Below are 13,020 nucleotides of genomic sequence, written 5' to 3' on the forward strand. Positions count from 1 at the left end.
CGGTCGATGGCCCTGGGCTGGTTCGTCCGGCCGGTGCGCGTGGCCGGACCGGCCGGATCCCAGCGCCCGCAAGGCGCTTGACGCCCTGCACGGCCCTGGCACAATCGCCGCCATGAAGATCACCGAGCACATCACGTCGCTGTCCGAGGAGGGGCGGCTGCTCGCGGCCGCCGCCGAACAGGCCGGCACGGGGGCAGCGGTGCCGACCTGCCCCGGCTGGCAGATACGCCATCTTCTTCGGCACACCGGCATGGTGCACCGATGGGCTGCCGCCTTCGTCACCGAGGGGCACACCACCTACCACCCCGACAACGGCGAACCCGCCCTCGACGGCACCGAACTCCTCGACTGGTTCCGCGAAGGACACCGCCACCTGGTCCGGTCCCTGGAGGACGCACCCGCCGACCTGGAGTGCTGGACGTTCCTGCCCGCACCCTCACCGCTGGCGTTCTGGTCCCGCCGCCAGCTGCACGAGACCACCGTGCACCGCGTGGACGCGGAGTCCGCGCTCGGCGGCCCCCTCACCTCGGTAGCGGCGGACCGCGCGGCCGACGGCATCGACGAACTCCTCACCGGCTTCCACGCCCGCCCCAAGAGCCGCGTCCGCTCCGGAACCGCCCGCACCCTGCGCATCCGGGCCGTGGACACCGACGCGACCTGGAACGTACGCATCTCGAACGAACCACCCCAGGCCGTCCGCTCGTCGAGCACCGCACACGGACCGGACACCCCGGAGCGCACGAAGGACGCCGACTGCGAACTGAGCGGCACGGCCGAGGGGCTCTACCTCACCCTCTGGAACCGCCTGCCGCTCACCGCCGTCACCCTGCGCGGCGACCGCTCGGTGGCCCGGCTCTGGACGGACAACGCCGCGGTCATCTGATGATGGCGGCCGCCCCGGGTCAGCCGAGCCGGCCGGGGCGGACCAGTCCCGATTCGTGGGCGAGGACGACGAGTCGGGCCCGGTCGCGGGCGCCGAGCTTGACCATCGTGCGGCTGACGCAGGTCTTCGCGGTGAGGGGGGGCCGACCACCAGGCTGCGGCCGATCCTCTCGTTCGACAGGCCGATGCCCACCAGCGCCAGCACCTCCCGTTCCCGTTCGGTGAGCCGGACGGGCGAGGTGGCGGCCGCGGGTTCCTTCGATCGGGCGGCGAACTCCGCGACCAGGCGGCGAGGCACCCCCTGGCATCACACGGTCCGGACGCCCAGCAGACCGACCGAACGGGCCAGCCCCTCCACCGCCTGCCGGAACAGCGGCTCGCGCGCCTCGACGACCCGGTTGAACTGACCGAACAGCTCGAAGGAGATCAGGCCGAACAGCTGGGCCCAGGCGGCGACCAGGGCCGCGACGGCCGCCGGAGGCAGGTCCGGGGCGAATTCGGCGGCCATCCGCTCGGCGTCGGAACACAGCTCCGGCGCGAGAGGCGGCACGGCCAGGCCGTCGGCCCGGAACGCCGTGCGCAGGATGCCGATGAAGGCCAGTCCCACCCGGGACGCGGGTCCCACCGTGTCCATCGGGGCGGTGTACCCGGGAACGGGCGAACCATAGATCAGGGCGTACTCATGGGGGTGGTCGAGCGCCCACTCCCGTACGGCCATGGCCACCGCGATCCAGCACTCGGCGGAGGGCGCGGCGGCCTCGCACTCCGCCGCCGCCTGTTCCGCGGCCTCGCCGATCGCGTCGAACGCATCGACGATCAGGGCGGTGAGCAGGTCGTCCCGGCTGGGGAAGTAGCGGTAGAGCGCGGAGGAGACCATGCCCAGCTCCCGGGCGACGGCCCGCAGCGAGAGCTTGGCCGCACCCTCCGCCGCGAGCTGCTTCCTGGCCTCGTCCTTGATCGCGGCGGTCACTTCGATGCGGGCACGTTCCCTGGCCCCTCGGATGGTGCTCATGCGCTCAGTGTGCCATGCGCTCGGAGCACCGAACATAAACGAGAGCAGTGCTCTTGCTTTCGAGCCCCCCTTCCGTGCACACTGATCTCAAGCGAGAGCACCGCTCACTCAAGGTCGCAGCGGCGTCCTTACGGTCCTCACGGTCCTCACTCGGGAGTCACCATGGCGCAGACGTACTACCTCCGGGCCGGCGCTTCCGCCCGCCGCCTCAACCAGGTCGTCGGCTGGCTGGCCCGGCACGGGATCAGCCTCATGGGCTCCGCCGAGATGTCCGTGCGCGGACGCAGGAGCGGACAGATGCAGCGCCTCCCGGTCAACGCCCACACCTTCGAGGGCGAGCGGTACCTCGTATCGGCCCGGGGCCATTCACAGTGGGTGCGCAACATGCGCGTCGCGGGCGGCGGCGAACTGCGGCTGGGGCGCAAGGTCAGTCGCTTCGCCGCCGTCGAGATCGCGGACGACGCGCAGAAGGCCCGGATCATCCGGGCCTATCTGGAGCGGTGGGGCTGGGAGGTCAACCAGTACTTCCAGGGGATCACAGCGAAGTCCACGGACGCCGAGCTGCTGGCCGCCTGCCCGGACCACCCGGTCTTCCGCGTCACGGTCACCGACTGACCGCTCCCGGCCAGGGCGTGTCCGGCGGATCAGGGCCGGATGGTCCGCGACGTCTAGTGCGGTGCGTCGCAAGGCGCTGGAACGTCAACGCCGCGAGGTGTCGCACCGGACGCCGCGGACCCGGTCATGATCCGCCGGACACGCCCTGACGGTCCATCGCGGTCAGCGCCCGCTGCGCCAGCGGGTGTCTGCGGACCAGCTCGGCCAGCGACGTCGTCCCCCGGGTGATCCCGGCGAACGACTTCCAGGCCGGGCGGAAGCCGGTCAGCACCGCGTGCAGCAGGCCCGGCCGGCGCTCGAACAGCTTGAGCATGCGGCGGCCGACCCCCATCTCCACGCCCAGACCGGCCTTGATGGCGAAGGCGTAGTTGAGTGCCTGGCGGCGGGCGTCCACCGCGTCGCGCGACTCGGCGATCCTGACCGCCCACTCCCCCGCGAGCCGGCCGGAGCGCAGCGCGAAGGAGATGCCCTCGCGGGTCCACGGCTCCAGCAGTCCGGCTGCGTCCCCGCAGACCACGACCCGGCCGCGCGAGAGCGGCGAGTCGTCGCTGCGGCAGCGGGTGAGGTGCCCGGAGGAGACGGCCGGTTCAAATCCGGCGAGGCCGAGCCGGGCGATGAAGTCCTCCAGATACCGCTTGGTGCCCGCTCCGTCGCCGCGCGCCGAGATCACACCCACGGTCAGGGTGTCGCCCTTGGGGAAGACCCAGCCGTAACTTCCCGGCATCGGGCCCCAGTCGATGAGGACCCGGCCCGCCCAGTCCTCCGCGACTGTCGCCGGAACCGGGATCTCCGCCTCCAGGCCGAGGTCGACCTGGTCGAGCTTCACGCCGACATGCGCTCCTATCCGGCCCGCACTGCCGTCCGCGCCGACGACCGCCCGCGCGAGCACCGTCTCGCCGCCGGCCAGCACCACGGCGACCGTTCGCCGGTCGGGGACGGCGGGACCGTGCTGCTCGACGCGCACCACCGAGGCTCCGGTGCGCAGTTCGGCCCCGGCCTTCTGTGCCTCCTCGACCAGTCCGGCGTCGAACTCCGGGCGGTTGATGAGCCCGAAGAGCATGCGCCGGGAGCGCCGGGTGCGGGTCAGCTTCCCGTTGAGCGAGAACGTGACCGCGTGGATCCGGTCCTTCAGGGGCAGTTCGAACCCCGGCGGCAGCGCGTCGCGCGAGAAGCCGATGATTCCCCCGCCGCAGGTCTTGTACCGCGGCAATTCCGCTTTCTCCAGGAGCAGGACTCTCCGGCCCGCCACTGCCGCCGCGTACGCCGCCGATGCGCCGGCGGGTCCGGCGCCGACCACGACGACGTCCCAGACGGACGACTCCTCCGGCTCACGTCCAGCGTCCGGCTCACGTCCGGCGTCTGCGTTCTCGCTGCTCACGATGTGCTTCTGCTCCCGATCCGACCAGTGGCCCCAAGCTGCTCACGGCATCCTACGGCGCGTTCCGGCCAAGCCCTCCTGTGGGAGGATCGGCCATGATTTTGTCGTACATGCGTCGTCGCACGAACGGCGTCGTACACGGTCGCGTACACACCGCGTCCTACCCTTAACGTCGCACCCACGAGGAGCGTGCCCATGACCGCCCGTCCGATTCCTGAGACCGTTGCCTCGCTGATGCCCCGTGCGCGGGCGGAGCTCGCCGAGCTGGTCGCGTTCCAGTCGGTGGCGGACCCCGCGGTGTTCCCGCCGAGCGAGTGCGAGGCGGCGGCGAACTGGGTCGCCGACGCGCTGCGCGCCGAGGGCTTCGCGGACGTCGCCCTGCTCGACACCCCGGACGGGAGCCAGTCGGTCTACGGGTTCCTGCCCGGCCCGGCCGGTGCGCCGACCGTGCTGCTCTACGCGCACTACGACGTGCAGCCGCCGCTGGACGAGTCGGCCTGGCTCTCCCCGCCGTTCGAGCTCACCGACCGCGACGGCCGCTGGTTCGGCCGGGGTGCGGCGGACTGCAAGGGCGGGTTCATCATGCACCTGCTCGCGCTGCGCGCCCTCAAGGCGAACGGTGGCGTCCCGGTCTCGGTGAAGGTGATCGCCGAGGGTTCCGAGGAGCAGGGCACCGGCGGTCTGGAGCGGTACGCACAGGCGCACCCGGAGCTGCTGGCGGCCGACACGATCGTCATCGGCGACACGGGCAACTTCCGGGTCGGGCTGCCGACGGTCACGGCGACGCTGCGCGGCATGACGATGCTGCGGGTGCAGCTGGACACCCTCGAAGGGAACCTGCACTCGGGGCAGTTCGGCGGCGCGGCCCCGGACGCTCTGGCCGCGATGATCCAGCTGCTGGCCTCGCTGCGCGCCGAGGACGGGACGACCACGGTCGACGGCCTGTCCGGTGACGCCGACTGGGACGGACTCCAGTACCCGGAGGCCGAGTTCCGCCAGGACGCCAAGGTGCTGGACGGGGTGGAGCTGATCGGCTCCGGTACGGTCGCGGACCGGATCTGGGCGCGGCCCGCCGTCACCGTCATCGGCATCGACTGCCCGCCGGTGGTGGGCGCGACGCCGTCCGTGCAGGCGAGCGCGCGGGCGCAGATCAGCCTGCGGGTGCCGCCCGGCCAGGACGCGGCCGAGGCCACGAAGCTGCTCACCGCGCATCTGGAGTCGCGCGCGCCCTGGGGTGCGCGGGTCCGGGTGGAACAGGTGGGTCAGGGCCAGCCGTTCCGCGCCGACATGACGAGCCCGGCGTACACGGCGATGGCGGACGCGATGCGCGAGGCCTACCCGGGCCAGGAGATGCAGTCCTCCGGGATGGGCGGCTCGATCCCGCTCTGCAACACGCTGGCCGGTCTCTACCCGGAGGCTGAGATCCTGCTGATCGGGCTGAGCGAGCCCGAGGCGCAGATCCACGCGGTGAACGAGAGCGTCTCGCCCGAGGAGCTGGAGCGGATGTCGGTGGCCGAGGCGCTGTTCCTGCGGAACTACGCGGAGTCGAAGAAGGCCTGAGGCGGGGCCGGGGACGGGGGTGGTGGTACTGCCGGTCCGTCCCTCCCGCGCTACGCCCCCGGCGAAGTCGCCCAGAGCGTAGATCCGTGCGGCGGGTGTACGCCGCTGCGTACGTTCGCCGCACGGATCTCGTCGAGGTACTCCCCAGTTGCGCATGTTCCGCTTCCGGATCGGTCAGGCCTGCCTCTGGCGCGACGGGACGGACCTCACCCTGATCGACGCGGGTGACATCGGACCGGCCGCCGCGATCGAGGAGGCGATCCGCTCGCTCGGCCCCGGCCCGGATCCGCCGTATCGTCCTCATCCACGGCCACCGCGACCACTACGGCGCCGCGCAGGAGCCGACGGACCGCCACGGCGCCGAGATCCTCGCCCAGGCGCTGGACGCTCCGGTGATCAGGGGCGAGGTCGCCGTACCGGAACCGGACCTGCTGGACTGGGAACGGCCGTTGTTCGAGCACGGGCTGACGGTCCCCGAGGCCCCGCCCACCCGGGTCGACCGTGAGGTGCGGCACGGCGAGGTGCTGCCGTTCGGCGGCGAAGGGTACGTGAAGGGCGGCGCGGACGTCCCTCGGTCCGAGGGAAGCGGCGGCGAACGGAGACAGAGAGGCGGCGCGCGGACCTCGACCGGTCCTGGCGAAACAGCGGCGAAGGGTTCGTGAAGGGCCCCCGGGCGCGCCGCTCAGACCACCGGGACCCCGGCCTCCAGGTTGAGCACCGTGGACCGTTCGCGTGCCCGCAGGGCCCAGCGCAGCCGCTCGTACCGGGTGGGCGGCAGCATCTCCGCGGCCTCCTCCTCGGTGACGAAGCGCCAGCCGCGCAGCTCGGAGCCGGGCAGCAGCAGGCGGCCGGCATCCTCGGAGCGCAGCAGACCACCGTCGAAGAGGAAGCGCAGCCCGCCGTAGCCGGGCGGGCAGGGCGGCTCCCAATCGACGAGCAGCAGGGTCGGGACCCGGTCGAGGTGGAGGCCGGTCTCCTCGGCGACCTCCCGGATCCCCGCCTGTGCCGGCGCCTCGCCCGCCTCGACCACACCTCCGGGGAACTCCCACCCCGGCTTGTAGGTGGGGTCGACGAGCAGCACCCGGTCCTGCTCGTCGAAGAGGAGGACCCCGGCGGCGACGGTCTCGGCCGTCGGCGGGGGGCTCTGGACGATGGCGCACGGCGCGGCGCTGCCGCTGCGCACGGCCTCCGCGATCCGCTCGGCGGTCTCGCGGGGGGTGAGGGCGCTGTTGTCGACGGTATGGGCGTCCTCGGTGATCCAGCCGAGGGCGTCGCGGTACGGGGCGATGTGCTCGTACGCCCACCGGCGCGCCCGTTCGCTCTGCTCCTCGTCGCCGGGGAACTCCTCCCGGCCCGAGATCCGACTGCGCAGGATCGTTTCCTCAGGTGAGAGCACCACATGCCGGACGGGGATGCGGCGGGAGGCGAGGCCGCCGAAGATCTCGTCGCGGTACTCCTGCCGCAGCAGGGTCATCGGCACGACCAGCACCCCGGGCGCCTCTGCCAGCAGTGCGGCCGCCGTGTCCACCACGAGCCGCCGCCAGATCGGCAGGTCCTGGAAGTCGGTGACCTCGGCGAGTCTCTTCTGGGGCAGCAGACCGCGCAGCCCCGCGCCGGTGATCTCCGGGTCGTACAGCGTGCTGTTCGGGATCAGGTCGATCAGTTCGCCCGCGGCGCTGGTCTTGCCCGCACCGAACGCACCGTTGATCCAGACGATCACGGGTCCCCCTCTTCCGTAGCCCCCTGTGGCTTGCCCGCTCCACCCTGCCGCGGAAACCCCGACGGGCGACGGCGTTGCCCGGATATGGCCGTCCGGACCGTTTCGGGGCCTCCGGCGTCGCGCCGCGGGGGCTGCCGGGACAGCGGTCCTCAGCGCAGCGCGATGGCCGCGGCGGCGGCTCCGACCAGGCCCGCGTCGGTGCCCATCACGGCGGGCGCGACGGTCAGCCGACGGAGGTAGGAGAGCGTGGCGTAGTCGCGCAGGCTGCGGCGGAGCGGCGCGAAAAGGACGTCACCGGCCCCGGCCACTCCCCCGCCGATCACCGCGATGTCCAGGTCCGCCAGGGTGGCCGTGGCGGCGATCCCGGCCGCCAGCGCCTGGGCCGCACGCTCGTAGGAGGCGAGGGCGACCGGGTCCCCGGCGCGGGCGGCCACGGCCACCGCGGCCGCCGACGCGTCGCCGTCCGGGCCGGGCCGCCAGCCGCCCTCCAGCGCGCGGCGGGCGATGTTGGGGCCGCTGGCGATGCCCTCGACGCACCCGCGCGAACCGCAGGGGCAGGGCTCGCCGTCCAGGTCGACGCTGATGTGCCCGATGTGACCAGCGTTGCCGGAGGGGCCGGGGCGCAGGGTGCCGCCGAGGATCAGTCCGCCGCCGACGCCCGTCGACACGACGAGGCACAGCGCGTTGTCGTAGCCGCGGGCCGCGCCGAGCCAGTGCTCGGCCGCGGTCATCGCGACCCCGTCGCCGACCAGCGCGACCGGCAGCCCGCCCGTCGTCTTGTGCACCCGCTCCACCAGCGGGAAGTCGCGCCAGCCGGGGACGTTGACCGGGCTGACCGTACCGGCGGCCGCGTCCACCGGGCCGGCGCTGCCGATGCCCGCGAAGCCCGCACGGCCCCACAGCGGCGAGGCCGTCAGCTCGCCCAGGACCTCGTCCACGGCCCCCATCACCGCCTCGGCGCCCTCCCGGGCGGGCGTCGGCCGCTGCGCCCGTACGAGGAGGGATCCCCCGTCGTCCACCAGCGCTCCGGCGATCTTGGTGCCTCCGATGTCGAGCGCGGCGACGAGGTCGGTATGCATCGGTGTGGGCTCTCCGGATCGGTGAAGGGGCGGGACCTGCGGGTTCCGGCCACAGTCTGCACAGTCTCCATTCTGTTGACAACGTTGTCCAGGGCCTATGCTCGACGCCACAGCCTCCGATCACCCCCACGGAGCCCCGCAGGGGCCGGGCCGGAGCGCCCGCAGCCCCGACCGTATCCGACGACAGGACAGCGCACGTGGACCGGACCACCCGTCATTCCGAGACTCGTTACGGCAACCGCCCGACCATGAAGGACGTGGCGGCCCGGGCCGGAGTCGGCCTCAAGACGGTCTCCCGGGTGGTCAACAGCGAGCCCGGCGTCACGCCCGACACCGAGCGCCGCGTGCAGGAGGCGATCGACGCGCTCGGCTTCCGCCGCAACGACAGCGCGCGCGTGCTGCGCAAGGGCCGTACGGCATCCATCGGACTGGTCCTGGAGGACCTGGCGGACCCGTTCTACGGTCCGCTGAGCCGCGCGGTGGAGGAGGTGGCCCGCGCGCACGGAGCGCTGCTGATCAACGGCTCCAGCGCCGAGGACCCGGAGCGGGAGCAGGAGTTGGTGCTCGCACTGTGCGCCCGTCGCGTGGACGGCCTGATCGTGATCCCGGCGGGCGACGACCACCGCTATCTGGAGCCGGAGATCAAGGCGGGCATCGCCACGGTCTTCGTGGACCGTCCGGCGGGCCGCGTCGAGGCCGACATGGTGCTCTCGGACAGCTTCGGCGGCGCCCGGCAGGGCGTGGCCCACCTCATCGCGCACGGCCACCGCAGGATCGGGTTCATCGGTGACCAGCCGCGGATCCACACCGCCACGGAGCGACTGCGCGGCTATCACGCCGCGATGAGCGACGCGGGCATCGCCGTCGAGGACGACTGGGTCTCCCTCGGCTCGACCGGGCCCGGCCGGGTGCGGCCGGCGGCCGAGGCGATGCTCGGCGGGTCCGAGCCGGTCACCGCGTTCTTCGCGGGGAACAACCGGGTGACGGTGACGGTGGTCCGGGTCATCGCGGAGCGCGAACGGCCGGTGGCGCTGGTGGGGTTCGACGACATCGAGCTGGCCGACCTGCTCGGGATCACCGTGGTCTCGCAGGACGCCGCGGCGGTCGGCAGGACCGCGGCCGAGCACCTGTTCCGCCGCCTCGACGGCGCCGATCACGCCCCGGCGCGGGTGGAGCTGCCGACGACGCTGATCCCGCGCGGCTCGGGCGAACTGCCGCCCGCCTGAGCGCGCGTGGGCCTGCCTGCCCGGGCCCGCCGCCTGCCTGCGCCCGCCCGGGCGGCCCGCGCCCACGTGAGCCGTCGGGCCGTCGGACTCCGGCCGGACTGGCCGTGCCCCGGCCGGGGCACGGGGCCCGCCGACGGCTCCCTACGGGGCCGTGACCGTCAGGTCGCCACGGCGCGGGGAGGCGAACGCGTCCAGGTCCGCGCGGGTCAGACCGGTCAGCCGGGCGACCTCGGCGGTGTCCAGCGCGCCGCAGTCGATACCGCGCAGCAGATAGCCGCTGAGCGCCTTGGCGGTGGCGGGCTCGTCCATGACGTCGCCGCCCGCCTTGGCCACGTACGCGGCGAGCCGGGCGGCGGCGGGCTCCAGACCCTCGCGGTAGAAGGTGTAGACGGCCGCGTAGCGCGTCGGCAGGTGGCCCGGGTGCATGTCCCAGCCCTGGTAGTAGGCACGGGCAAGGGCACGGCGGGTGAGTCCGTAGTGCAGCCGCCAGGCCTCGTGCACCTGGGCGGCGGGGCCGACGGGCAGCACGTTGGTGGAGCCGTCGGAGACGCGTACGCCGGTGCCCGCGGCGGCGACCTGCATGACGGCCTTGGCGTGGTCGGCGGCCGGGTGGTCGCTGGCCTGGTAGGCGGCGCTGACGCCGACGCAGGCGCTGTAGTCGAAGGTGCCGTAGTGCAGTCCGGTCGCCCGGCCCCGGGCGGCGTCGATCATGCGGGCGACGGCGGCGGTCCCGTCGGCGGCGAGGATGGACTGACTGGTCTCGATCTGGATCTCGAAACCGATGCGCCCCGCGTCCAGTCCGTGGGTCTTCTCGAAGGCCTCCAGGAGCTGGACGAAGGCGGTGACCTGCTCGGGGTACGTCACCTTCGGCAGGGTCAGCACGAGCCCCTCGGGCAGCCCGCCCGCCTCGATGAGCCCGGTGAGGAAGACGTCCGTGGTCCGGATGCCCCGGTCGCGCACCCCGGCCTCCATGCACTTCATCCGGATGCCCATGTACGGGGCCGCCGTGCCGTTCGCGTACGCCTCGGAGACCAGGCGGGCGGCGCGGGCGGCGGCCTCGTCCTCCTCGGCGTCCGGGCGGGGGCCGTAGCCGTCCTCGAAGTCGATGCGCAGGTCCTCGACCGGCTCGCGCTCCAGCTTGGCGCGTACGCGGTCGTGGACCGGCCCGGCCAGCTCCTCGGGGATGCCGAGGACGGCGGCGAACGATGAGGCGTCGGGGGCGTGTTCGTCGAGGGCGGCCAGCGCCTGGTCGCCCCAGGAGCGCAATGTGCCGGGCTCGAAGACGTCACCCGGTACGTAGACGGTGTGGACGGGCTGGCGGGTGCCGGGATCGCCCGGGTAGCGACGGGCGAGCTCCGCGTCGACCGCCGTGAGGGAGGCGCTGATCTCCTCGCTGACCGTGCCCGCGAGGCTCGTCGCCACCTTCTCCTGCTGACCCATGACCGTACCCTCCACGCTCTCGCCGTTTCCGCTTCCCGGAATCAACAATCCGTATAGTGAAGTTATAAGTCCGCCGGACCTGCGTCAATGGTGGCCCGGAACGGCTCTGGGCCGCGCGGTGGGTTCACCGTGCGGCCCAGAGGCGGGGTATGCCTGCCCGGGGATCAGCCCTTGCGGGTGTTGATCTCCTCGGTCAGCTGCGGAACGACGGTGAAGAGGTCACCCACGACGCCGTAGTCGACGAGGTCGAAGATCGGGGCCTCGGCGTCCTTGTTGATCGCGACGATCGTCTTCGAGGTCTGCATCCCCGCCCGGTGCTGGATCGCCCCCGAGATACCCGAGGCGATATACAGCTGAGGAGAGACCGACTTACCGGTCTGGCCGACCTGGGAGGTGTGCGGATACCAGCCCGCGTCCACCGCCGCACGCGACGCACCCACCGCGGCACCCAGAGAGTCCGCGAGCGCCTCGATCAGCGGGAAGTTCTCCGCACCGTTGACCCCACGCCCACCGGACACCACGATCGCCGCCTCCGTCAGCTCCGGGCGCCCCGTCGACTCACGCGGCGTACGCGCGGTGACCTTCGTCCCCCGGGCCGCCTCACCGAACGACACCGCCAGCGCCTGGACCGCACCAGCCGCGGCAACAGGCTCGACCGCCGCCGAGTTCGGCTTCACCGTGATCACCGGAACACCCCTGGAAACCCGGGACCTGGTCGTGTACGAAGCGGCGAACACCGCCTGCGTCGCGACCGGACCCTCCTCACCGGCCTCCAGATCCGTGGCATCGGTGATGACGCCCGAACCGACCCGCACCGCGAGACGAGCGGCGATCTCCTTGCCCTCGGCCGAGGACACCACCAGCACCGCCACCGGCGAGACCGCCTCGAACGCCGCCTGCAACGCATCCACCTTCGGAACCACCAGGTACTCGGCGAACTCCGGCGCATCCGCCGTCAGAACCCTCACCGCACCGTGCTCACCCAGCACCCCCGCGGTCGCCTCCGCACCAGCACCCAACGCCACCGCGACCGGATCACCGATCCGACGAGCCAGCGTCAACAGCTCCAGCGTGGGCTTGCGGACCGCACCGTCCACATGATCGACAAGAACAAGAACTTCAGCCATGACAACGCACTCCAGACGAGAACAGAAGAAGAGAAGGACGGATCGGGAACGGACAGCCCGTGCCGGGCCGGGGAACGCGGACTAGATGAACTTCTGACCCGCGAGGAACTCGGCAAGCTGCCTGCCGCCCTCACCCTCGTCCTTCACGATCGTGCCCGCCGTACGCGCCGGACGCTCCGTCGCGGAATCCACCGCCGTCCACGCACCCGCCAGACCCACCTCGTCCGCCTCCAGACCCAGATCATCCAGATCCAGCGACTGAACCGGCTTCTTCTTCGCCGCCATGATCCCCTTGAACGACGGGTAACGCGCCTCACCCGACTGATCGGTCACCGACACCACCGCCGGAAGCGACGCCTCAAGACGCTCCGTGGCCGTGTCACCGTCACGCCGCCCGGTCACCACACCCCCGCTCACCGCCACCTCCGACAACAGCGTCACCTGCGGCACACCCAGACGCTCCGCCAGCAACGCCGGCAGCACACCCATCACACCGTCCGTCGACGCCATCCCGCAGATCACCAGGTCATACCCGGTCTTCTCCACGGCCTTCGCCAGCACCAGCGACGTCCCCATCACATCCGTACCGTGCAGATCGTCGTCCTCGACGTGAACCGCCCTGTCCGCACCCATCGACAACGCCTTGCGCAACGCGTCCTTGGCATCCTCCGGACCCACCGTCACCACGGTGATCTCCGCATCGTCCGCCTCGTCCGCGATCTGCAACGCCTGCTCGACCGCGTACTCGTCCAGCTCCGACAACAGACCGTCGACATCCTCACGATCCAACGTCAGGTCATCGGCGAAACGCCGGTCACCGGACGCGTCGGGCACGTACTTCACACAGACAACGATCCTCAAGCTCACGCCGGCTCTCCTACTGCATCGTCATTTCTGGGCTGCCTTGTTGCACGCAGCATAGGCGCCATGTCGGGCCGTTTCCGGTCAGGACGACCGAGGCTCCGAGCCCGATATTACTCG

11 protein-coding genes and 2 pseudogenes are annotated in these 13,020 nt (G+C 72.2%); 5 read left to right on the top strand and 8 right to left on the bottom strand.

All coding sequences use genetic code 11. The annotated features are described in order from the left end of the window. The first annotated feature begins 112 nt into the window (after positions 1–112). Positions 113–883: a maleylpyruvate isomerase family mycothiol-dependent enzyme gene (locus RI138_RS01750; RefSeq protein ID WP_311118470.1), complete on the top strand. Its 771-nt coding sequence runs from the start codon at positions 113–115 to the stop codon at positions 881–883. A 19-nt stretch (positions 884–902) separates the two neighbouring features. On the opposite strand, the pseudogene RI138_RS01755 reads toward RI138_RS01750, so the two are convergent. Both RI138_RS01755 and RI138_RS01760 read right to left on the bottom strand, forming a co-directional pair. Further along, positions 903–1,183 (bottom strand): annotated as a pseudogene (locus RI138_RS01755) (response regulator transcription factor); the annotation flags it as partial. A gap of 6 nt (positions 1,184–1,189) precedes the next feature. Next, positions 1,190–1,894, bottom strand: coding sequence for a WHG domain-containing protein (locus tag RI138_RS01760; protein ID WP_398862149.1), 705 nt, complete (start codon positions 1,892–1,894; stop codon positions 1,190–1,192). A gap of 162 nt (positions 1,895–2,056) precedes the next feature. Between RI138_RS01760 and RI138_RS01765 the strand changes: the two genes are divergently transcribed. Further along, entirely contained in the window at positions 2,057–2,509 is a 453-nt protein-coding gene (locus RI138_RS01765) for a nitroreductase/quinone reductase family protein (protein ID WP_311118471.1), read from the top strand. A 124-nt stretch (positions 2,510–2,633) separates the two neighbouring features. On the opposite strand, the gene RI138_RS01770 is transcribed toward RI138_RS01765, so the two are convergent. Beyond that, positions 2,634–3,887: a geranylgeranyl reductase family protein gene (locus tag RI138_RS01770; protein WP_311118472.1), complete on the bottom strand. Its 1,254-nt coding sequence runs from the start codon at positions 3,885–3,887 to the stop codon at positions 2,634–2,636. A gap of 195 nt (positions 3,888–4,082) precedes the next feature. On the opposite strand from RI138_RS01770, the gene RI138_RS01775 reads away from it, so the two are divergent. Continuing rightward, the gene (locus RI138_RS01775) at positions 4,083–5,447 is read left to right on the top strand and encodes a dipeptidase (RefSeq protein WP_311118473.1); all 1,365 of its coding nucleotides are present in this window, start codon (positions 4,083–4,085) and stop codon (positions 5,445–5,447) included. Between the two features lie 86 nt (positions 5,448–5,533). After that, positions 5,534–5,983, top strand: a pseudogene (locus tag RI138_RS01780) (MBL fold metallo-hydrolase); the annotation flags it as partial. A 146-nt stretch (positions 5,984–6,129) separates the two neighbouring features. Here RI138_RS01780 and RI138_RS01785 read toward each other — a convergent pair. Both RI138_RS01785 and RI138_RS01790 read right to left on the bottom strand, forming a co-directional pair. Beyond that, positions 6,130–7,167 (bottom strand): NUDIX hydrolase, encoded by a 1,038-nt coding sequence (locus RI138_RS01785; RefSeq protein WP_311118474.1) that lies wholly within the window; start codon positions 7,165–7,167, stop codon positions 6,130–6,132. Positions 7,168–7,316: 149 nt separating this feature from the next. Beyond that, positions 7,317–8,246, bottom strand: coding sequence for an ROK family protein (locus tag RI138_RS01790; RefSeq protein ID WP_311118475.1), 930 nt, complete (start codon positions 8,244–8,246; stop codon positions 7,317–7,319). A gap of 197 nt (positions 8,247–8,443) precedes the next feature. Here RI138_RS01790 and RI138_RS01795 point away from each other — a divergent pair, with 197 nt between their 5' ends. Continuing rightward, positions 8,444–9,472 carry a LacI family DNA-binding transcriptional regulator gene (locus RI138_RS01795; RefSeq protein ID WP_311118476.1) on the top strand — a complete coding sequence of 343 codons (1,029 nt, stop codon included), beginning with the start codon at positions 8,444–8,446 and terminating at the stop codon, positions 9,470–9,472. A 141-nt stretch (positions 9,473–9,613) separates the two neighbouring features. On the opposite strand, the gene RI138_RS01800 is transcribed toward RI138_RS01795, so the two are convergent. The 3 genes from RI138_RS01800 to RI138_RS01810 form a co-directional block, all read right to left on the bottom strand. After that, a complete protein-coding gene (locus RI138_RS01800) occupies positions 9,614–10,912 on the bottom strand; it encodes a DUF6986 family protein (protein WP_096625316.1) in 1,299 nt (432 codons plus the stop codon). Between the two features lie 164 nt (positions 10,913–11,076). Next, positions 11,077–12,039: an electron transfer flavoprotein subunit alpha/FixB family protein gene (locus tag RI138_RS01805; RefSeq protein WP_311118477.1), complete on the bottom strand. Its 963-nt coding sequence runs from the start codon at positions 12,037–12,039 to the stop codon at positions 11,077–11,079. An 81-nt stretch (positions 12,040–12,120) separates the two neighbouring features. Continuing rightward, positions 12,121–12,906 carry an electron transfer flavoprotein subunit beta/FixA family protein gene (locus RI138_RS01810; RefSeq protein ID WP_311118478.1) on the bottom strand — a complete coding sequence of 262 codons (786 nt, stop codon included), beginning with the start codon at positions 12,904–12,906 and terminating at the stop codon, positions 12,121–12,123. Positions 12,907–13,020: the final 114 nt, after the last annotated feature.

Origin of the sequence: Streptomyces durocortorensis, from assembly GCF_031760065.1 — a bacterium.
Classification (GTDB): domain Bacteria; phylum Actinomycetota; class Actinomycetes; order Streptomycetales; family Streptomycetaceae; genus Streptomyces.

Bases quoted from the DNA above. Each gene is read 5' to 3' on its own strand.
- RI138_RS01750 (WP_311118470.1), top strand. From the start codon at position 113: ATGAAGATCACCGAGCACATCACGTCGCTGTCCGAGGAGGGGCGGCTG.
- RI138_RS01760 (WP_398862149.1), bottom strand. From the start codon at position 1,894: ATGAGCACCATCCGAGGGGCCAGGGAACGTGCCCGCATCGAAGTGACC.
- RI138_RS01765 (WP_311118471.1), top strand. From the start codon at position 2,057: ATGGCGCAGACGTACTACCTCCGGGCCGGCGCTTCCGCCCGCCGCCTC.
- RI138_RS01775 (WP_311118473.1), top strand. From the start codon at position 4,083: ATGACCGCCCGTCCGATTCCTGAGACCGTTGCCTCGCTGATGCCCCGT.
- RI138_RS01790 (WP_311118475.1), bottom strand. From the start codon at position 8,246: ATGCATACCGACCTCGTCGCCGCGCTCGACATCGGAGGCACCAAGATC.
- RI138_RS01800 (WP_096625316.1), bottom strand. From the start codon at position 10,912: ATGGGTCAGCAGGAGAAGGTGGCGACGAGCCTCGCGGGCACGGTCAGC.
- RI138_RS01805 (WP_311118477.1), bottom strand. From the start codon at position 12,039: ATGGCTGAAGTTCTTGTTCTTGTCGATCATGTGGACGGTGCGGTCCGC.